Consider the following 19,907-nt stretch of genomic DNA (forward strand, 5'->3'; position numbering starts at 1 on the left):
TCCCGGCACACGACGACTCCGTCCGTGCAGGGGCCGAGCCCGGGTGAACCCACCACCGGCCGGCAACCACCAGCGCCTCCTCGGCACAGGTGGAGCACGACCCCCAAGAGCGTCTGCGGTGCTGCATGGCGGTGCCACCGCAGGACGACGGGCCCGCCCCTCTCTCCCAGAGGGGCGGGCCCTTTCACGTCCACGGGCTCCATCGGATCCTGCAGATGCTTCGGCGATCGAGGAGCGGGTCCGGGGCGGTGCCCCGGCTTCGGGTTCCGGGTGGGTCCGGCCGCGCCGGCAGATGTGGGGCCGCGCCCCCACCCGCCACCCGGGCGTCAGCCGAAGATCAAGTACACGACGCCGTAACTGAGCGCGGCGACCATGCCCGCGGCCGGCATCGTGATGAACCACCCCAGCACGATGTTCTTCGCGACACCCCACCGCACCGCGTTGACCCGCTTCGTCGCGCCGACACCCATGATCGCCGAGGTGATCACATGCGTCGTCGAGATCGGCGCATGGAACAGGAACGCCGAGCCGAACATGATCGACGCCCCCGTCGTCTCCGCCGCGAAGCCCTGCGGAGGGTCCAGCTCGATGATCTTACGGCCGAGGGTACGCATGATGCGCCAGCCGCCGGCGTACGTACCGAGGGACAGCATCACCGCGCAGGCGATCTTCACCCAGACCGGAATCTCGTCGCCCGACTCCTGGACATCGGCGATGACCAGCGCCATCACCACGATGCCCATGGTCTTCTGCGCGTCCTGGAGACCGTGACCGAGCGCCATGGCGGCCGCCGAGACCGTCTGCGCGATACGGAAACCGCGCTTGGCCTTGTGCGGATTGGACCTGCGGAACATCCACATGATCGCGACCATCACCAGATAGCCGACCAGCAGACCGACGACGGGCGAGACGAACATCGGGATGACGATCTTGTCGAGCACTCCCGACCAGATCACCTCGGTCCCGCCCGCGAGCGCCGCACCCACCATGCCGCCGAACAGCGCATGGGACGAGGACGAGGGCAGGCCGAAGTACCAGGTGACCAGGTTCCACACGATCGCGCCGACCAGCGCCGCGAACAGGATGCCCATGCCGCTGGAGCCATGGGGCGTCTCGATGAGCCCCTCGCTGACGGTCTTGGCTACGCCCTGGCCGAGGAAGGCTCCGGCGAGGTTCATCACCGCGGCCATCGCCAGGGCGACACGCGGGGTCAGCGCCCGCGTGGAGACGGAGGTGGCGATCGCGTTCGCGGAGTCGTGGAAGCCGTTGGTGTAGGTGAAACCGAGCGCGACAGCGATCGTCACGATCAGGACAAAGGTGTCCACGTGGTTCAGGACTCCTTGACCGCGATGGTCTCCACGGTGTTCGCGACATGCTCGAAGGCGTCGGCGGCCTCTTCCAGCACATCCACGATCTGCTTCAGCTTGAGCACCTCGATGGCGTCGTACTTGCCGTTGAAGAGGTGGGCGAGGAGCTTGCGGTGGATCTGGTCGGCCTGGTTCTCGAGCCGGTTGACCTCGATCCAGTACTCCGTGAGGTTGTCCATGGTGCGCAGATGCGGCATGGCCTCGGCGGTCAGCTCGGCCGCCCGGGACAGCACCTCGATCTGCTGGTCGACACCCTTGGGAAGCTCTTCGACGTTGTAGAGGACGACCAGGTCGACGGCCTCCTCCATGAAGTCCATGATGTCGTCGAGCGACGAAGCGAGGGAGTAGATGTCCTCGCGGTCGAACGGCGTGATGAACGAGGAGTTCAGCTGGTGGAAGATCGCGTGGGTAGCGTCGTCCCCGGCGTGTTCGGCTGCCCGCATCCGTTCGGCGATCTCGGCTCTGGCGGCGGAGTCCGCCCCGAGCAGTTCCATCAGGAGCTTCGAGCCCGTGACGATGTTGTCCGCGGATGCGGCAAACATGTCGTAGAAGCTCGTCTCCCTGGGGGTCAGACGAAATCGCACGTGGGTTCCTCGGGGTGCTTTGAAATCGGTCAGGCCGATGCTAGGCGCATCATCCGGCCACGGCTAACCAGCAGGGTCCCAGTGTCGCCCATCGGGTACAGCGATCAATACCGGCCCCACCACGATCTCGCCCGATTCGTTACCATATACCCACGAGGGGTATATGGCCCCTTGCAGGACAACGGGAGGACGCGATGACGACCACCGAGGCGGCCGGCCCCCCGGTCTCCGGCCACGACAACAGCCATGACGGGGGTACACACGGCTACCACAAGCAGAAGGACGAGCACCTCAAGCGGCTGCGGCGGATCGAGGGCCAGGTCCGCGGCCTGCAGCGGATGGTCGATGAGGATGTGTACTGCATCGACATACTCACCCAGGTCTCGGCGTCCACGAAGGCCCTGCAGTCCTTCGCGCTCCAACTGCTGGAGGAGCATCTGCGGCACTGCGTGGCGGATGCGGCGGTGAAGGGCGGTGACGAGGTCGACGCGAAGGTGGAAGAAGCGACCAAGGCGATCGCACGCCTGCTCCGCACGTGACACTTCGCACGTGAGGCCGCGTACCCGATCCGCGCACCCCGCGCACCTGGCCCTGCGCACCCGAGGCTCCTCCGACCTGCCGGGCACCGGGGCCGTGTGCGGGCCTCGGGACGACGCGCGGTGGCCGGATATCGACGGTGCCGGTCAGAGGTGCGCAATCATGGACGGTCGGCCTTGGTCGAACGTTCCTGCGTCACCATCAGGACCTCGTCGATACGGTCCGGGCTGAGCCGGTCCTCATCCGCGGCCGAAGCCGCGATCATCAGCTCGCCGCACAGCTCGATCTCGGCGAGGGCGACGTGGTCCTCCTGGACGGCTGTCGTACTGGGCGGAGCCACGTGCAATCACCTCTTCCGGCCGGATTCGACTTCCTAGCGTAGGGAGTGATACACGAGCCGCGCATGGCACGTCCGGACCATTTAGGCCCTGACCTTCCCGGAGTAGATGTCCCGCGCATCCGGCAGTCGCACGTCCACCCGCGCCCCGAAATCGAAGAGAACCGTGGTCGATGTCACAGCCACCGTACGACCCTGATTGGCGAAGCTGAACCGGTGGCGGACCTTGCGCAGCCTGCCCTCCTCGTCGAGATACGCGTCGAAGGGGACCACATCCTTGGTGAACCCCTTCGCCGCCGCGGCCAGCGACGCCCGCGCATGCGGTTCGGCCACCCGTGCCGCCCGACCGATGTCCGTGGTCCCCCGGAAGTGCCGCACCTGCCGGCCGGCCAGCTTCATTTCGCCGATGTACGTCACGTCCTGCGCGCCCCGCAGCAGTTCCGCCGCCGCCAGCGGGTCGGTCGCGCCGCCCGTGACCAGATTGCCGTCCTCGAGCGCGGTCGTGTCCACCCGGACCCACTTGTCGGCGGGCACACCCGCGCCCCGGTTCTTCATATAGAGCGCCCCGGGCGCCAGCAGTTCGGTGATCGGCTCGTGCTCGTCGTCACCGGCGGGATCCTGCGGCAGGACCAGCTTCAGTTGCCCCATGCGCCGGGCGAAGTCGTACCCGCCCTCACCGCGGATGGTGACCCGGGTGCCGCCGGCGGCCATCTCCATGGAGGTACGCGCCCTGGAGCTGCCGGCCCCGGCAAGCGTGTCGGCGGCTCTGCGCACCTCGCCGGCCGACCCTCCGCCGCTGCGGTCCTCGGCGGCGGCGCCCCCGCCGGAGCACCCGCTGGCCGCCATCACCCCGGCCACGGCCGCTGCGACCGCGGCCGCCCCGCCCCTGCGCCTGTGCTGCTGCACCACCATCGCCTGCCAACCCCCAACGCCGGACCGTTGCTTGTACGAGTCCCACCCTTCCCCTCGGCCCGAGGGGGCCTGGGGACACCCCATTCGCATAACGACGGCCTGGGCACGTCGTCACGCCGGTCGTCCGGTCACTGAGACGCCGCCTACGCAGTACCGTGGACACGTGCCCCACCAGGAGCCGCCCGACGACATCCGGGCGCACATCACCACCACCACCGAACGCGGTTCGTTCGCCATGGCCCGCTGCAGCTGTGGCTGGGCGGGACCGGCGCGGAGGTCGCGGGACCGGGCACGTACGGACGCCGCGGCGCACACGTCCACGGGCTGACCGAAGACCCTGGCGGGCCCCTGGCCGTTGGAGTTCGAGCGGCCACCCGACCGGAGAACGATCCGGAAACGATCGGCCGACGGCCGGGCGGGGAACCCACCCGGCCCGGATACCGTCTCCTCCTCCAGGAGGACACATGGACCGGCGTGCGCTGCTCACCACTGTTGTCGCTGTCACCGCTGCTGCCTGCACGGGCAAGGACGGTGACCCGGCGGCCGCGGCGGGCACCGCAACGCCCGCTCGCAGAACGGCACCCCGCGGCACCGCTCCCTCGGCGTCCGACTGGACCGCCCTCGGGCGCGGGCTCGACGGACAGCTCATACGGCCCGGCGACGCCGCGTATCCGAGCGCCCGCCGGCTCTACAACACCCGCTTCGACTCGCTCAAGCCCGCCGCCGTGGCCTATGTCGCGGGCGAGGACGACATCAAGGAGTGCCTCGCGTACGCGAAGGCCCACCGCACGCCCGTCTCCATCCGCAACGGCGGCCACTCCTACGGCGGTTGGTCCTCCGGCAACGGCCGCCTGGTCATCGACGTCTCGTCGCTGAGCAGCGTCACGGCGGGCGGCACGATAGGCGCCGGCGCCAAACTGATCGACGTCTACAACTCCCTCGCCCGCCACCGCCGCACCATCCCGGCCGGCTCCTGCCCGACGGTCGGAGTCTCCGGTCTCGTCCTCGGCGGCGGCCATGGCGTCACCTCTCGTGCATACGGTCTGACCTGCGACAGCCTGACCTCCGCGACGCTCGTCACCGCCGACGGCCGGGTGCTCACGGCGAGCGCCGAGGACCACAAGGACCTGTTCTGGGCGCTGCGCGGCGCGGGGAACGGCAACTTCGGGGTGGTGACCCGGTTCACGTTCCGTACGCATCCCGCGCCGCCGACCGTCAGCGCCTATCTCAACTGGCCGTGGTCCAAGGCCGACGCGGTGATCGCCGCCTGGCAGCGGTGGGGTCCCGACCAGCCGGACGAGATCTGGTCCTCGCTGCATCTCGCGGCGGGCCCCGGCGGTCGCAACCCCACCCTGTCCGTCGCCGCCCTCACGCTCGGCAGCGAGAGCGATCTGCGCAATGCCCTCGACCGGCTCGCCGACGCAGTGGGCTCCTCCGCCTCCTCGGTGGCGCTGCGCCCGCGCAGCTATCGGGACGCGATGCTCGCCTACGCCGGCTGCCTGTCGTTCACCGACGCGCAGTGCCATCTGCCGGGCAGCACACCGGGCCGCTCGCAGCAGGGTGCGCTGCAGCGCGAGACCTATGCCTCCGCCTCCGACTTCTTCGACCGTGGCATCAACGCCGCCGGGCGGCGTGCCCTGATCGCCGCGACCGAGGCGTTCACCCGGATTCCGGCGAGCGCGGGCGGCGGCGGGTCGATCGCTCTGACCGCCCTCGGCGGTGCGGTGAACCGGGTGGACCCACTGGCGACGGCGTTCGTGCACCGGCGGTCGCGGATGCTGGCCCAGTACATCGGCGCCTGGCGCGCGGGGACGGAAGGCGCCGCCCAGCGCGCCTGGCTGAAAGGCTCCCATGCGGCGATGCGGCGGTACGCGTCCGGAGCCGCATACCAGAACTACGCCGACCCCACGCTGCGCAACTGGCGCCAGGCGTACTACGGGCCGGCCGCGGACCGGCTGGCCCGGCTGAAGCGGCAGTACGACCCGGGCAGGCTCTTCGACTACCCGCAGGCGCTGTAGCGATTGCCGGCACGGCCCACCGCAGCCTGCCTGACGGTCGGCGCCGAACAATCGCAGCCCGAACAATCGCAGCCCGAACGACCGCCGCCCGGAGGACTGCCGCCGGCCCGACGGCAGTCCGCCCCGACCGCGGCGTGCCGACGGCCGGCTGTGTGACCGACGGTCGGCGCCGAACGACCGCAGCCCCGCGTGACAGCAGGACCGAGACGGGCGGACCGCCCGGAGCCGGTCAGGCCGCGAGGTCGTTCTGGCCGCTCCCGGCAGCCGTTTCGCTGCGCGGCTCGGAGATGTCCAGCGTCTCGGTCTGCAGTGCGCCGCCCGCGGCCCGTCGCGACCGCACGAGCCACCCGAAGCGTCCCGAAGCGGCCACCGCCGACACCAGCGGGGTCAGCAGGGCGAGGGCGAGCGGTGCGAGCAGCAGCGCCACCGCCGTACCGAGCGCGAAGCCGCCCACGACGTCGGACGGGTAGTGCACGCCCATGTAGACCCGGCAGAACCCTTCCGCCATCGCCAGTGCGAGCCCGGCGAGTCCGAACCTGCGCTGCGCGACGAAGAGTCCGGCGGCGATCGCCATCGCCATCGTCGCGTGGTCGCTCACGAACGAGTAGTCGGTCTTTCCGTCCACCAGGACCTCGAGCCCCGTGTGGTCGACGAACGGGCGCGGCCGCTCGACGAATCCCCGGATGGGGACGTTGACCAGCAGCGCGACCCCTGCGGCGAGCGGCGCCCAGATCAGAGCGGCGACCGCCGCGACCGAGTCCTCGGCGCTGCCGCGCCGGCGCACGCTCCACCAGCACCACAGGACCACCAGCACCATCGCCAGCATGATGCCGTACTCGCCGACGAACTCCATCGTGCGATCGAGCCACGAAGGGGCCTCCTTGGCCAGGCCGTTGATGTCGTAGAGCAGACCGACATCGGGGTTCGACCCGGTCGCGACGACTCTCGCTGCCAGTCCAGCCATCTGCTGCAGCCCCTTGCCTTGTTGCCTGCCGACGCACGCGGGTGCGCGCCGCCTCTGCCAACCCCCGTCGTCAGTGCGGTGTCTGCTGCATGGTCAGTGCGGCCGTCCTGTCCCTGTTCCCAGGGAACGACCTGATGCGCGGCGACGTTCCACTCTCCACGGAACGATCACGATGACGTTATCGAAGAGTGATACGTCGTCGCAGCTCACAGCCCTGCGTCAAGGTCGGGTTCCGGCCGGTCCGTCGGACTTCTCACGCTTGCGGCGCAGCCGAGGGAAGGTCGGTCGGCAGGGCCTTCGCGCCGTCCTCGGTGACACGGGTGGCGCCGAAATAGTCCGGCGTGTCGATCTTGTCGAACCGGATGACCGCCCCGGTGTACGGAGCGTTGATCATGTATCCCCCGCCAACATAGAGCCCGACGTGCCGGATGGCGCGAGAATTGGTCAGATCGTCGGAGAAGAAGACCAGATCCCCCGGCAGCAGCTCGTCGCGCGCCGGATGCGGTCCCGCGTTGTACTGGTCGTTCGCCACCCGCGGCAGCTCGATCCCCACGGTCCGGTACGCGGCCTGCGTCAGACCGGAACAGTCGAATCGCCCGCCCTGCTCCGGCGTCCCGTTGCCGCCCCACAGGTACTTGGTGCCGAGCTTCTGCTGCGCAAAGTAGATGGCGCCGGCCGCCTGCCGTGACGGCTCGACCCGCCCGACGGGCCGGGCGAAGCTCTTCTCGAGGGTGCGGATGACCTTCACATAGTTCCGCGTCTCGCGGTACGGCGGCACCCCTCCGTACTTGATGACCGCGTACGCACCCGCGTTGTACGCGGCGAGCATGTTGTCGGTCGGATCGCCGGGCGCCTTCCTCACATACCCGGCCAGCTCGCAGTCGTACGAGGCGGCGGACGGAATCGCATCGGCCGGATCCCACACATCGCGGTCCCCGTCCTTGTCCCCGTCGATGCCGTGCGTGGCCCAGGTCCCGGGGATGAACTGCGCGATGCCCTGGGCGGCCGCCGGGCTCTGCGCCCTGGGGTTCCAGCCGCTCTCCTGGTAGAGCTGGGCGGCGAGGAGGGCGGGGTTGATGGCCGGGCAGAGGTTGCCCCACTTCTGCACGAGCGGCTGGTAGCGGGCGGGCACGGCCCCCTTGGCCAGCCCGACGGCCCCGTTCTTGCCGGACGGGCCCATCAGTCCCGCGGCGGCGGAGTACGTCCCGACGACGAGGAGCGCGACGAAGCTCAGACACAGCCCGATCGACGCTCCCGCGACCAGCCACGCCTTACGCACCGTCAGCCACCTTTCGCCCCACGGCAGTCCACCCCGCCCCAGTTTAGGCGCGGGCGAACTCCTACGGCTTGCGTCCCACCCCGCCGTACATCGCCACCTCGTCCGGGGTCGGCGTCTCGTCCGGTTCGGGGCGCCACCGGTTGCAGGACACCACGCCCGGTGTGAGCAGTTCCAGACCGTCGAAGTAGCGCTCGACCTGCTGCGGGGTGCGCTGGGTGAGCCGGGGCGTGCCGTGCTCGTTCCAGAACGCGACCGCCGCGTCCACATCGGGCATCGCCGGGCTGGTGATGGTGTGGGACAGCACGAGATGGCTGCCGGAGGGCAGCGCGTCCATGAGCCGGCGCACGACGTCGTACGACTCCTCGTGGCCCTCGACGAAGATGACCACGCCCAGCAGCATCAGCGCGACGGGCTGCTTGAGGTCGAGCGTCCGGCCCGCGCGCTCCAGGATCGTGTCGACGTCCCGCAGATCGGCGTCGAGGTAGTCGGTACGGCCCTCGAGCGAGCTGGTGAGCAGGGCGCGGGCGTGCGCGAGGACGAGCGGGTCGTTGTCGACATACACGATCCGCGCCTCGGGCGTGACGCGCTGAGCCACCTCATGGGTGTTGTCGGCACTCGGCAGCCCCGTACCGATGTCCAGGAACTGCCGGATCCCCGCCTCGGCGGCGAGATACCGCACCGAGCGCCCCAGGAACTTCCGGTCGGCGAGGGCGTAGTCCCCGATGCCGGGATGCAGCGCCCGGATCTGGTCGCCGGCCTCGCGGTCGACCAGGTAGTTGTCCTTGCCGCCGGTCCAGTAGTTCCAGATCCGGGCGGTGTGCGGTCGGGTGGTGTCGATCCGGGCGAGAAGGTGCGCGTCATCGGTCACACACCTCAGCGTAGTCAACCCCCCACATCAACAGTTGAGTTGGCGCACATTCGGCCGCAGTGCCGGGGGATGGCGAGCCCCCGTGCCGCGACGGTTCGCCGTCCGACGAGGCCGCCCTCGCCGGGAGGTGTTCGTACGCCGCCACGCGTCCGCGAAGTTCGGCCACTTCGCCGACCAGGGCCCGTCAAACGGATCACACGACGCGTGTTGTGGATGTTTTCACCGAACTCATCCGTACATAGTCCGGTATGAAACGTACCCGGACGGCGCTGCTCTGCGCCGCCATCCTGATCGCGGCGACTCTCCAGATCAGGGCCGGATTCGCCGCCCACGACCGGAAACAGCCCGCCTGTGCCGGCTCCTCGAAACCCGCACCCGGTCAGGCCCGCGAGATCCTCGAGGTCGCGAAGCGGGCCCAGAGGGAGCTCGACCTGGAAGCCGTGCTCCTACGGGTCGATGTGGGCGGCAAGGAGGTCGTCACCGGCGCCCTCGGCGAGACCATGACCGGCGTCCCAGCCACGGCGGCCATGAACTTCCGCTCCGGGTCGGTGGGCATCGCCTACATGGGCACCATCCTGCTCCAGCTCGTCGACGAGAAGAAGGCCGGCCTCGACGACCCCGTCTCCCGCTGGCTGCCCGATCTGCCGCACGGCGACGAGATCACCCTGCGCAACCTCGCCAGTTCCACCTCGGGCATCAGGGACTACGTCACCGATCCCAAGTTCATCGCCGCGTTCTACGCCAACCCCTTCCGCCAGTGGACGCCCAAGGAAGTCGTCGCCTACTCCCTCAGCCACCCGCTGTGGTACAAACCCGGCACCAACTGGAGCTACTCGCACGCCAACTTCCAGTTCCTCGGCGCCGCCCTCGAGAAGATCAGCGGCACCCCGCTGGACAAGCTGCTCGAGCAGCGCATCCTGAGCCCCCTCGGGCTGCGCAACACCCGCAACAGCTTCACCCCCGAGATCCCGTCGCCCGTTCTGCACTCGTTCGACGCCGAACGCGGCACCTACGAGGAATCCACCTTCTGGAACCCCTCGTGGACCACCGCGCCCGGTGCGGTCCTCACGAGCAACATCTGCGACCTGGCCCGCTCGGCCCGGGGCATCGGCAGCGGAGAGCTGCTCTCACGCCGCGCCTTCAAAGTGCAGGTCAACCCCGGGACCGTCGGCCTCGGCCGCCGCACCTCCAGCTGCCCCGCCTCCGTCTGTCTGCCGAACACCGAAGCCATGCACTTCGGGGTGGGCGTCATCGTGCTGAAGGACTGGATCGTGCAGAACCCTTCGTTCGCCGGTTACGCCGCCATCCAGGCCTACCTCCCCGCCGAACGGCTCTCCATCGCGGTATCCACGACCGTGGGGCGCAAGTCTCCCGGAACCAACACGGCCCAGACCATCGCCCGGCGCATCGCCGAAGTCCTCGCCCCCGACCACCCGTTGGCCTGAACCAGACCGCCCCACGAACGGGGTCCGGGCCTGCACCGACTACTGTGTGTGACGCAGCCCAGAAGGCTGAGGTCAAAATCCCTGCCGGTGACCACGGCGGGGCCGGCAACACAGGAGCACAAGTGAAGAATGCAGCGAAGGCGGCCACCGCGCCCGACACGCAGCGCGGGGAGAGCGCTCAGCCCAGGCTCGCGCAGGCCGGACGGAGAAACCGGGACGCCGGCGGGACGTTGGCGACGGTGACGTTCATCGCGCTCATCGCCATCGCCATCAGCCTGCTCGGATACATGGTGGCCATCCGCTGAAGCGTTGGGGCGGCGCGGGGTCCGAAGCGGCTCCGCGCCGCTTCCGCGTATGCAGGCCTCCTCGCGGCCTCCGTCCCGGTGCAAACGACCCGGTGAGGGAGACCCGGCCCCTGACCCGCTGACCCCCTGACCCTGGCCTCCGCGGTTACCCGTAGGTAGCGTGTGCGTCGTACACCCATCTGCGGGGATCGGGCACGGAGAGGCAGCGCGACATGACGGCACCCGAGGCATTCTTCGAGCGGCTCTCAGACAACCGCTTCGCCTCCACCGAGCACACCCGCGGACCGTGGGACACGAACTCCCAGCACGCCGGACCGCCCGCCGCCCTGCTGGGCCGGGCCCTCGAGGAGCGCCCCGGGGCACGAACGGACATGCGACTCGCCCGGGTCACCTTCGAGATCGTGCGTCCGGTGCCGATACGGCCGCTGGAAGTGACCACGACCGTGCTGCGTGCAGGGCGGAGCGTGGAGATCGTCGAGGCCACGCTGACCCCCGAGGGCGACGCCCCGGTGATGATGGCCAGGGCGCTGCGCATCAGGACGACCGGGGAGCCCGGACCGGCGGTCGCCGAAGGGCCCCTGCTGCCCTCGCCCGGGGAGAGCGCCGACACGCCCTTCTTCGACGTCCCGTGGGACATCGGCTATCACACGGCGATGGAAACCCGGTTCACCGACGGGGCCTTCAAGGAGCTGGGCCCCGGCACCTGCTGGATGCGGATGCGGGTGCCGCTCATCGCAGGCGAGAAGACCCGGCCGCTGGACCGCGTCCTGGTCGCCGCCGACTCCGGAAACGGCATCAGCAACGTCCTCGACTTCGAACGACACGTGTTCATCAACCCGGATCTGACGGTCCATCTGCACCGCCACCCGGTCGGCGAGTGGGTGTGCGTCGCGGCCCGCACAAGCGTGGACGCGGCCGGGATCGGCCTGGCGGACGCTCAACTGCACGACGAGAAGGGTCCGATCGGACGCAGCGCACAGAGCCTGTTCGTCGCGCCCCGCTGAGCCCCTCGTCCGGGCCGGCGCCAAGCCCCGCAACGGGCCCCGGTGCGGGCTCGCCGTTTCGGCCCCTGGGTGCCCCAACGACAGTAATTGCCCGGAGTCACGCTCCGTGATACACAGAGTGACGATGCCCATACGAACATCGCAGCACGCCGCGCCGCCGCAGGTCAGGGCCATGCACTCGGTCATACGTGCGGAGATCGGGTAAAGAGACGCCCCAAGTCGGCATACGCGGGCGGTTTCATCAGCGAAGATAGAACGACGGCCCATGCCGAGGGGCAGGGCACTGAACAACCCAACAGGGGCGGTGAGTTACATGATCCTGGCAGCCGAAAAGGGCGACATCACCACCATCATCGGCGGAATCGCCCCGAACTGGGGGCCTTTCGGGAGTCTGGGAAACGAGGCTCGAGTGATGATCGAGGTCGTGATGGCCATTGCCATCCTTCTCTGCCTCGGCATCGCGATCTGGGGCGCCGCCAAGCAGCGCATCGGTGCGACCGCCCTCCGCGACACCTTCAGCGCGGAGCAGGGCAAGGGCCTGATCGTCGCCGGCCTCACCGGCGTCTTCATCATCGGCTCGCTGGGGACCTTGTTCACCATCGTGTACGGGATGGCCGTATAGCCCACCCGTCAGTCCCTCCGAGGTTGCGTCTCCCTGATGTCGAGTCACCACACCGCGGCTACGCGGCAACCAGCACGGCTACCGTCTACGTACCACGACGTGGCAGTACCGCACACGGCTGAGGGGGCACACGCGGCATGAGCTTCGGCGACGAGCACGACGACGCATTCGGGGCCGACAGCGGCGCGGGCGGTACGGGCCAGACCCGTACCCGCCTGCCCGAGAGCACCGCGGACACCTACAGCGGCGGGCGGCGCCCCTTGCGCGGGTCACGCTCCCTCGTCACCGTGGTGGGTGTCGTCGTGCTGCTCATCGCGGCGATCGCGTTCGCCAACCGCGGCGACGGGTCGGACGACGCGACCGGTGCCGGCGGCAAGGGCGGCGCGGCGGCGGAGCCGACGGCGGCGACGGGGGTGAAGCCGGTGAAGGGGGAGGCCGGAGGGATCCCTACGGGGTACGCGAAGGATGAGCAGGGGGCGCAGAGCGCGGCAGCGAATTACGCGGTGGCGCTCGTTTCAGCCGACATCCTGAAGACCGACCTGCGTCGCGAGATTGTGCGTCGGCTTTTTGTCAGCGCCAAGGTCGCCGAGCTCCAGGCCAAGCTCGACCAGGCCTACAACAAGGACTTCCTCGACAGGGTCGGCCTTGACGCGGACGGAAACGCCGCGGCAGGGATGACGTACGTGTCGCGGACCGCGCCTGTGGGGACCAAGGTCACGGAGTACACGGACACCACCGCCACCGTAGAGGTGTGGTGCACCGGCGTCTTCGGGACCGCCGGCGTCAGCTCCACCAACCCGGTGACCAACGACTGGTTCACCATGACGCTCAAACTCCAGTGGGTAGATGGCGACTGGAGAGTCGAAAGCTTCTCCCAGAAGGATGGCCCGGCCCCGGTGAATGCGGACCGTACAGCATCCGATGCCGACGAAATCGCCAAGGCAGTCGAGCAGTACGGAGGGTTCACGTATGCCCGCTAGCCCACGGCTCGCACTCAAGGCCACCGCCGTCCTCGCGACCGTACAGACGGTAGCCGTGCTCACGACATCCCGCGCCACGGCAGCACCGACGCCCACCCCGACACCGACCAACCAGGACAAGTGCGACCTGATCGTCGGTCCCGCTCGCGACTACTGCGAAGACGGCGACGGACCCTCCTCCCCCAGTCCCTCCCTCAACGACCCCACCGACGCCCTCGACCCCCTCGCCTCTCTCGCCCGCGGTTGCGCCGACGCCGCGGCCTGGACCGTGGACACGCTTTCCAAGGCCGTGAAGTCCACCGCCTCCGTCGACTTCACCAACCCCACCTTCCTGTCCCAGTACGCCATCGTCTTCGCCGCCGCCGCCATCCTGACCCTCGTTCTGTGGCTGCTCGCCGTCGCCAAGCGAGCCATCCGTGGCGTGCCGCTCACCACCGCCGTCTCCGAAGCCATCGGGTTCCTGTGGCTCACGGTCCTGGCATCCGCCTTCACGCCGCTGATCCTTTACACCCTGGTCTCCGCGACCGACGGTGTCACCGAGGTCATCGCGGGCGGCACCACGGGCCAGACCGACATGTTCTTCGGGAACTTCTCGGCCGCGCTCAAGAAGGGCACCGACATCGGCGGCGGGCCGATCATGCTGATCGTCGTCTCGCTCGTGACGATCCTCGCCGCCGGGGTGCTCTATCTCGAGCTCTTCATCCGCGCCGTGCTCCTGTACGTGGGTGCCCTGCTCGGCGTCGTCGTCTATGCCGGCCTCGTCGACAAGAACATGTGGGGACATGTCCGCCGCTGGGCCGGGATCATGATTGCGATCATCCTGGTCAAGCCGGTCATCGTCATCGTCCTCGGGCTCGCGGGCGCGCTGTCCGCCGACGACGGACCGGATTCGTTCTCGGCCGTCGTATCCGGCCTCGCGATCATCCTGCTCGCCATCTTCGCCTCCGCGATGATCTACCGCTTCGTCCCCGGCTTCGGCGACGAGATCGCCGCTTCCCGCAACAACCGCATCCAGCACGGCGCCGAGAACGCCGCGGCCGCCGTCATAAGCTCCCCCGCCGCCCTCGTCTCCCAGGGCATCAAGACCCACAGCACCCGCGGCAACCAGAACACCGGCACAGGAGACAGCAGCAGCTCGGCCGCCCGTCCCGCCAACCCCGTCAGCGGCGGCGTCGCCGCGCACAGCAACCGCGGCGGCAGCGGAGCCGCGCCCGCGCCCCGTAGCAGCAGCCCGACCGGCGGCACCCCGCACAGCAACCGCAAGAGCACAGGAGGTGGAGGGCGGTGACGACCCAGTCCCACCCGATCACGCCCCGCCGTACGTATCTGATCGGCCGCGCCCGGCCGAACGCGATCGTCGGCAAGAACCGCGAGACCGGCGAGATCGCGCTGATCATCGCCGGCGCGTTCCTCGGCATGATGAGCGGACTGCTGGTCCCCTTCCTGTCTCTGCGGATCGTGCTGCTGATGGGCTTTCCGCTGATCGCCCTCGCCGCCGTGTACGTCCCGTACAAGCAGCGCACCTTCTACAAATGGTTCGAGATCAACCGCAGCTACAAGCGCACGCTCCGCAAGGGCACCCTCTACCGTTCCGGCGCCGCCGAGGCCGGTATCCGGTTCGACGGCCGGGAGGTCGAGGTCGGACCGCCGCCGGGCATCGGCCGGATCAACTGGCTCGCCGCGCCCTTCGGGCCCGACGAGATCGCCGTACTGCTGCACGCCGACCGGCGCACCGTCACCGCCGCCATCGAGATCGAGGGCCCGGGCGTCGGGCTGCGCGACAGCGAGGACCAGGAAGCGCTCGTCGACCGCTTCGGCACCCTGCTCAAGCATGTCGCCAACGGGGACGGCTTTGTGACCCGTCTTCAGATGCTGGCCCGCACTCTGCCCGCCGACCCCGACGCACACGCCAAGGACGTCGCCCAGCGCGGCGACGCGTCCGCGCCCGACTGGCTCCGGCAGTCCTACGAGCAGCTCCAGTCGATGGTGTCGACCTCCAGCGAGCAGCACCGTGCCTATCTCGTCGCCTGCATGCACTACTCCCGCGACCTGGCCGCGGAGGCACACGCCATGGCCCGCGCCGCCCGGCACGCCGCCGGGGTGAAAAAGCTCGACAAGGACGCCGGGCTCGCCGTCGTCATGGCCCGCGAACTCACCGACATCTGCGCCCGTCTCGCCGAGGCGGACATCCGCGTACGCCAGCCGCTGGGCCAGTCCCGGCTCGCCTCCCTCGTGCACTCCATGTACGACCCGGACCACCCCATCGACCACATCCAGGCAATGTCGAAGCGCAATGCCTGGCCGGCCGAACTGGACGCTGTGGAACCCACCTACCTCCAGGCCAAGACCCGTGAGTCCTCCACGCGCGCTCCTTGGTGCCACGCCACCGCCTGGGTGAAGGAGTGGCCGATGACCCCGGTCGGCGTCAACTTCCTTGCGCCGTTGCTCGTCCACACCCCCGATGTGATCCGTACGGTCGCGGTCACCATGGACCTGGAGCCCACCGAGGTGGCCATCGAGCGGATGCTCACCGAGAAGACCAACGACGAGGCGGACGCCAGCCGGGCCGCCAAGATGAACCGGACCGTCGACCCGCGCGACATCGCCGCGCACGGCCGGCTGGACCAGCGGGGTGAAGATCTCGCGAGCGGTGCGGCGGGGGTCAACATCGTCGGGTACATCACTGTGTCATCGCGTTCGCCCGAGGCGCTGGCCAGGGACAAGCGCACCATCAGGGCTTCGGCCGGCAAGTCGTATCTCAAGCTGGAGTGGTGCGACCGGGAGCACCACAGGGCCTTTGTGAACACATTGCCGTTCGCGACCGGCATCCGACGCTGACCGGGAGGGCAGTCCGCCATGCGAGATCCGCTGTCCGTCCTCACGGATGCCTTCACCGCCTTCCTGTTCGGGAAGGTGGAGACGACCCGTCTGCCCGTCCGTACGTCGACCGGGCAGGCGCAGGCCGTCTATCTGCCCACCGCCGCGCCCGGCCTCGGCGACTCGGGCGTCATCATCGGCCGCGAGGTCTACAGCGGCAAGGGCTACATCTACGACCCCTTCCAGCTGTACGGGCAACAGCTCCCGGCCCCGCACTGGCTCGTGCTCGGCGAGTCCGGCAACGGCAAGTCGGCGCTGGAGAAGACGTACGTCCTGCGGCAGTTGCGCTTCCGCGACCGTCAGGTGGTCGTCCTGGACGCGCAGGGCGAGGACGGCGTCGGCGAGTGGAATCTCATCGCGCAGGAGCTGGGGATAACCCCCATCCGGCTCGACCCGATGACAGCCCTCGACGTCGGCATCCGCCTCAACCCGCTCGACCCGGCGATCACCACGACCGGCCAGCTCGCGCTGCTGCGGACCATTATCGAGGTCGCGATGGGCCACGGCCTCGACGAGCGCGCCGGCTTCGCGCTCAAGGTGGCGCACGCCTACGTCAACGAGACCATCACCGACCGGCAGCCCGTCCTCACCGACATCGTCGAACAGCTGCGCCACCCGGAGGCCGAGTCCGCCGAGGCGATGAACGTCGCCATAGAGGACGTACGTGCCTGGGGCCTGGACGTGGCTCTGGTGCTGGACCGGCTCGTCGACGGTGACCTGCGGGGCATGTTCGACGGTCCGACGACGGTGGGCATCGACCTGGACGCGCCGCTGATCGTCTTCGACCTCTCGCACATCGACCGCAACTCGATCGCGATGCCGATCCTGATGGCGATCGTCGGCGTCTGGCTGGAGCACACCTGGATCCGCCCCGACCGCAAGAAGCGCATCTTCCTGGTGGAGGAGGCGTGGCACATCATCAACAGCCCGTTCGTCGCGCAGCTCTTCCAGCGCCTGCTGAAGTTCGGCCGGCGGCTCGGCCTGTCCTTCGTCGCGGTCGTCCATCACCTGAGCGATGTGGTGGACGGCGCGGCGGCGCGGGAGGCGGCGGCGATCCTCAAGATGGCGTCCACCCGGACCATCTACGCCCAGAAGGCGGACGAGGCACGGGCGACCGGGCGGGTGCTCGGACTGCCACGCTGGGCCGTCGAGATCATTCCCACGCTCACCCCCGGCATCGCCGTCTGGGACGTCAACGGCAATGTCCAAGTGGTCAAGCACCTGGTGACGGAGGCGGAACGACCACTGGTCTTCACCGACCGGGCCATGACGGAGTCGTCCGCGCCGGACCTGCCGGAAGACGTACAGGCCGCGGAGTGGGAGGCGGAGCAGCGCGCGGCCCTGAGCGAGCGGTATCAGGTCGTCGAATCGACCGAGTCGTCCGAGCCGTCCGAGTCGACGGTGGCATGACATGTACGGGCGTCATTTCGACGGCCGTCAGGGCGGTCCCCAAGGCCGCGGCGCCGGACCCGGGGACGGCAGACCCGACGGCGAACGGGGCATTCCCGACGGCCTGCTGGTCGGTCTGCTCGGCTTTCTGCTCGGGCTGACGCTGCTGGTGTGGACGGCCACGGGCCTTGCGGGCCTGCTGGCGCACGGCACCTGGCCGACGGGCGTCAGCTTCACCAGCACACCGCTGGCGATACGGTCCCTGATCTCCGCCCCGCACGACCTGGCGTCCGCCTGGCCTTCGACACCGCCCGGCGAACTGTCCGGGTACGGCATGTTCTGGGGGCTGGCCATCGGCGAGTTGATGGTGCTGGTGGTCCTGACCGTGTTCACGCTCGGCACGCTCGCGCGCTGGCGTGCGGTGCGGGCGGCGGCACGGGACAGCGTGACGCCGAGGGACCGTGCGCTCGAGGCGCGCGCCGCGACGGAGCACACCGTCGTCGAGCACCGTCCGGCCCAGGAGCGGCCTGCCGCGCAGGAGGACATGTTCGACCCGCCCGTAGAGGTCGCCCACGAGGCCTCCCCGGAGCCGGCGCTGGACCTTGCGGTGGACCACGCCGCGGCCGTACCCGTGGAATCACTCCAGGCTCCGCCTCCTGAACCTGCCGCCGCGCCCCCGCTGCCCGGGCCGCACCCCAGCGTCCCGGCTCCCCGCACCCGTATCCCCCGCTTGTTCTACGGCGACCGCGCCACCCGTCGCCCCACCACCGTCCAGGCCCTGCACGACGCCGAAGGCCCCGCGCTCGTCGTCACCTCCGACCCCGCTGTGTGGGCCGAGACTAAGGACGCACGCGCCAAGCTCGGCCCCGTACTCGTCTACGACCCCGGGCATCTGTGCGACACCCCCGCCCGCCTCCACTGGTCACCCACCGCCCACTGCGAGGACCCCGCCATCGCTGCCGAGCGTGCCGCGTCCTTTCTCGCGCCGGTACGGCCCCGGGCGCTGATCGACGCCGCCATGGCGGACACCGCGGAGACCCTGCTGCGCTGCTGGCTGCACGCCGCGGCCGTGGACGGCCGCCCCTTCAAACAGCTCCATCGCTGGGCCCAGGGCGGCGCCGCCCACGAACCGGTACGCATCCTCCGTACGCACCCCAAGGCCGCCGGTGGGCTCGGGGGGCTGCTCGAGTCGGCGCTCACCGCACACCCCGAACGACGGGAGATCGCCCAACAGCTGACGGCCCGTGCACTCTCCGCACTCTCGTCGATCCATATCCGTGACGCCTGCACTCCGAACCGAACCGATTCGGTCGCCTTGGAATCATTCGTGAACGAAGCGGGCACCCTTTATGTGGTGGGTGAACCGATCGAGGACCCCCGCACCCACCCGGGCGCGATGCCCCTCCTCACGGCACTCGCCGCAGACGTGGTCGAGCACGGCCGCCGCATGGCCGCACGGTCATCCGACGGTCGGCTCGACCCACCACTGACGCTCGTCCTCGACGACGTCGCGGCCGTGGCTCCCCTTCCCCGGCTCCCTGAACTGCTGGCGACCGGCCAGGACCTGGGCCTGCCGACCCTGGTCCTGCTCCGTTCCCAGGAGCAGGCCCGGGCCCGCTGGAGCGATCCCCTCACCCGGTAGACCGAGGTATCACTTGGTGGCCCCAGGCGCACGGTGGGTCGGGGACGACACCCCCTGGCGCCGGATCTCGTACTCCAGGGCCATCTCGTTGCCAGGAACGGGAGCGGGATCGCCGCTCGGGACGAAGCCGACCCGACGGTAGAGCGCTTCGGCCCGGCCGTTGTCCGCGTGGAAGATCAGCCGCACGCGTTCGACCGGAGGCGCGGCGAGCGCCCACGACCACTCGAGCCCTGCACGGATCAACTTTTCTGCCACGCCGGCGCCCCGCGCCTCGGACCGTACGAACACTGCCACCACGTGCGTCTGCTCGACAGACGCCGGCTTCCCGACCTTCGGCTCGTCCCCGGGATGCTCCACCAGCACGCTGAGCGTGCCGTCCCAACGTCCGTCCGGCGCCTCGGCGATGAACTGAACGACCTCTCTCCCCGTCGCCGCGTCCGCGGTGCGCCTCTGCCAGAACGAGTCGGGCTGCGCGACAGCCTTCTCGTACAACTCCAGAAAGGCGATCGCCGAGAGGGGATCCTGCAGGGCTGCGAGCCGGAGCTCCCGGGCCTTGGCCCACTCCTCGGCACGCACGGGCCGGATGACGTATTCCATCCCCCGATACTCGCCACGGTAGCGGCCCTGGGGCAACGCGGTTTCGCTGGTGCCGTGCGCCGAAGGTGGCCGCAATAACCCTGACCCTGAACGCAGGAAAGCCCCGCACCAGATGGTGCGGGGCTTTCCCACAATGATTGTTCGGCGGCGTCCTACTCTCCCACAGGGTCCCCCCTGCAG

Annotated in this window: 20 protein-coding genes; 12 read left to right on the plus strand and 8 right to left on the minus strand. The window is 69.5% G+C overall.

Going from position 1 to position 19,907, the window contains the following annotated elements; translation table 11 throughout:
• Positions 1-326 precede the first annotated feature (326 nt).
• Both ACFYWI_RS08595 and ACFYWI_RS08600 read right to left on the minus strand, forming a co-directional pair.
• Entirely contained in the window at positions 327-1,325 is a 999-nt protein-coding gene (locus ACFYWI_RS08595; RefSeq protein ID WP_389227249.1) for an anion permease, read from the minus strand.
• A 5-nt stretch (positions 1,326-1,330) separates the two neighbouring features.
• Complete coding sequence (locus ACFYWI_RS08600; protein WP_389227252.1) at positions 1,331-1,951, minus strand: DUF47 domain-containing protein; 621 nt, start codon at positions 1,949-1,951, stop codon at positions 1,331-1,333.
• Between the two features lie 194 nt (positions 1,952-2,145).
• Between ACFYWI_RS08600 and ACFYWI_RS08605 the strand changes: the two genes are divergently transcribed.
• Entirely contained in the window at positions 2,146-2,490 is a 345-nt protein-coding gene (locus tag ACFYWI_RS08605) for a metal-sensitive transcriptional regulator (protein ID WP_389227255.1), read from the plus strand.
• Positions 2,491-2,648: 158 nt separating this feature from the next.
• On the opposite strand, the gene ACFYWI_RS08610 is transcribed toward ACFYWI_RS08605, so the two are convergent.
• Together ACFYWI_RS08610 and ACFYWI_RS08615 are read right to left on the minus strand one after the other, a co-directional pair.
• A complete protein-coding gene (locus ACFYWI_RS08610) occupies positions 2,649-2,828 on the minus strand; it encodes a hypothetical protein (RefSeq protein ID WP_389227258.1) in 180 nt (59 codons plus the stop codon).
• A gap of 81 nt (positions 2,829-2,909) precedes the next feature.
• On the minus strand, positions 2,910-3,737 hold the full coding sequence (locus ACFYWI_RS08615) for a hypothetical protein (protein WP_389227261.1): 828 nt from the start codon (positions 3,735-3,737) through the stop codon (positions 2,910-2,912).
• A 163-nt stretch (positions 3,738-3,900) separates the two neighbouring features.
• On the opposite strand from ACFYWI_RS08615, the gene ACFYWI_RS08620 reads away from it, so the two are divergent.
• Both ACFYWI_RS08620 and ACFYWI_RS08625 read left to right on the plus strand, forming a co-directional pair.
• Entirely contained in the window at positions 3,901-4,065 is a 165-nt protein-coding gene (locus ACFYWI_RS08620) for a hypothetical protein (RefSeq protein ID WP_389227264.1), read from the plus strand.
• A gap of 136 nt (positions 4,066-4,201) precedes the next feature.
• Entirely contained in the window at positions 4,202-5,755 is a 1,554-nt protein-coding gene (locus ACFYWI_RS08625; protein ID WP_389227267.1) for an FAD-binding oxidoreductase, read from the plus strand.
• 229 nt (positions 5,756-5,984) lie between these two features.
• Here ACFYWI_RS08625 and ACFYWI_RS08630 read toward each other — a convergent pair whose 3' ends face one another.
• The 3 genes from ACFYWI_RS08630 to ACFYWI_RS08640 all read right to left on the minus strand — a co-directional run bounded on the left by ACFYWI_RS08630 (position 5,985) and on the right by ACFYWI_RS08640 (position 8,866).
• Positions 5,985-6,719 carry a phosphatase PAP2 family protein gene (locus ACFYWI_RS08630; protein WP_389227270.1) on the minus strand — a complete coding sequence of 245 codons (735 nt, stop codon included), beginning with the start codon at positions 6,717-6,719 and terminating at the stop codon, positions 5,985-5,987.
• Between the two features lie 253 nt (positions 6,720-6,972).
• Positions 6,973-7,998: an NlpC/P60 family protein gene (locus ACFYWI_RS08635; protein ID WP_389227273.1), complete on the minus strand. Its 1,026-nt coding sequence runs from the start codon at positions 7,996-7,998 to the stop codon at positions 6,973-6,975.
• A gap of 61 nt (positions 7,999-8,059) precedes the next feature.
• The gene (locus ACFYWI_RS08640; RefSeq protein WP_389227276.1) at positions 8,060-8,866 is read right to left on the minus strand and encodes an SAM-dependent methyltransferase; all 807 of its coding nucleotides are present in this window, start codon (positions 8,864-8,866) and stop codon (positions 8,060-8,062) included.
• Between the two features lie 248 nt (positions 8,867-9,114).
• Between ACFYWI_RS08640 and ACFYWI_RS08645 the strand changes: the two genes are divergently transcribed.
• The 9 genes from ACFYWI_RS08645 to ACFYWI_RS08685 all read left to right on the plus strand — a co-directional run bounded on the left by ACFYWI_RS08645 (position 9,115) and on the right by ACFYWI_RS08685 (position 19,130).
• Complete coding sequence (locus tag ACFYWI_RS08645) at positions 9,115-10,311, plus strand: serine hydrolase domain-containing protein (RefSeq protein WP_389227278.1); 1,197 nt, start codon at positions 9,115-9,117, stop codon at positions 10,309-10,311.
• Positions 10,312-10,433: 122 nt separating this feature from the next.
• A complete protein-coding gene (locus ACFYWI_RS08650; RefSeq protein ID WP_389227281.1) occupies positions 10,434-10,616 on the plus strand; it encodes a hypothetical protein in 183 nt (60 codons plus the stop codon).
• Between the two features lie 212 nt (positions 10,617-10,828).
• Positions 10,829-11,620 carry a thioesterase family protein gene (locus ACFYWI_RS08655; RefSeq protein ID WP_389227284.1) on the plus strand — a complete coding sequence of 264 codons (792 nt, stop codon included), beginning with the start codon at positions 10,829-10,831 and terminating at the stop codon, positions 11,618-11,620.
• A gap of 313 nt (positions 11,621-11,933) precedes the next feature.
• Positions 11,934-12,242, plus strand: coding sequence for a hypothetical protein (locus ACFYWI_RS08660; RefSeq protein ID WP_005315450.1), 309 nt, complete (start codon positions 11,934-11,936; stop codon positions 12,240-12,242).
• A gap of 137 nt (positions 12,243-12,379) precedes the next feature.
• Complete coding sequence (locus ACFYWI_RS08665) at positions 12,380-13,222, plus strand: hypothetical protein (protein WP_389227287.1); 843 nt, start codon at positions 12,380-12,382, stop codon at positions 13,220-13,222.
• Complete coding sequence (locus tag ACFYWI_RS08670) at positions 13,212-14,510, plus strand: hypothetical protein (RefSeq protein WP_389227290.1); 1,299 nt, start codon at positions 13,212-13,214, stop codon at positions 14,508-14,510. The genes ACFYWI_RS08665 and ACFYWI_RS08670 overlap by 11 nt, the downstream gene beginning before the upstream one ends.
• Positions 14,507-16,060 carry an SCO6880 family protein gene (locus ACFYWI_RS08675; protein ID WP_389227293.1) on the plus strand — a complete coding sequence of 518 codons (1,554 nt, stop codon included), beginning with the start codon at positions 14,507-14,509 and terminating at the stop codon, positions 16,058-16,060. The genes ACFYWI_RS08670 and ACFYWI_RS08675 overlap by 4 nt, the downstream gene beginning before the upstream one ends.
• Before the next feature lie 18 nt (positions 16,061-16,078).
• Positions 16,079-17,509, plus strand: a complete 1,431-nt coding sequence (locus ACFYWI_RS08680; RefSeq protein WP_389227296.1) for an ATP-binding protein — start codon at positions 16,079-16,081, stop codon at positions 17,507-17,509.
• Between the two features lies 1 nt (position 17,510).
• A complete protein-coding gene (locus tag ACFYWI_RS08685; RefSeq protein WP_389227299.1) occupies positions 17,511-19,130 on the plus strand; it encodes a type IV secretory system conjugative DNA transfer family protein in 1,620 nt (539 codons plus the stop codon).
• Positions 19,131-19,139: 9 nt separating this feature from the next.
• Here ACFYWI_RS08685 and ACFYWI_RS08690 read toward each other — a convergent pair whose 3' ends face one another.
• The gene (locus ACFYWI_RS08690) at positions 19,140-19,727 is read right to left on the minus strand and encodes a GNAT family N-acetyltransferase (RefSeq protein ID WP_389227302.1); all 588 of its coding nucleotides are present in this window, start codon (positions 19,725-19,727) and stop codon (positions 19,140-19,142) included.
• Positions 19,728-19,907: the final 180 nt, after the last annotated feature.

Source organism: Streptomyces sp. NPDC002889, from assembly GCF_042888425.1.
Taxonomy (GTDB): domain Bacteria; phylum Actinomycetota; class Actinomycetes; order Streptomycetales; family Streptomycetaceae; genus Streptomyces.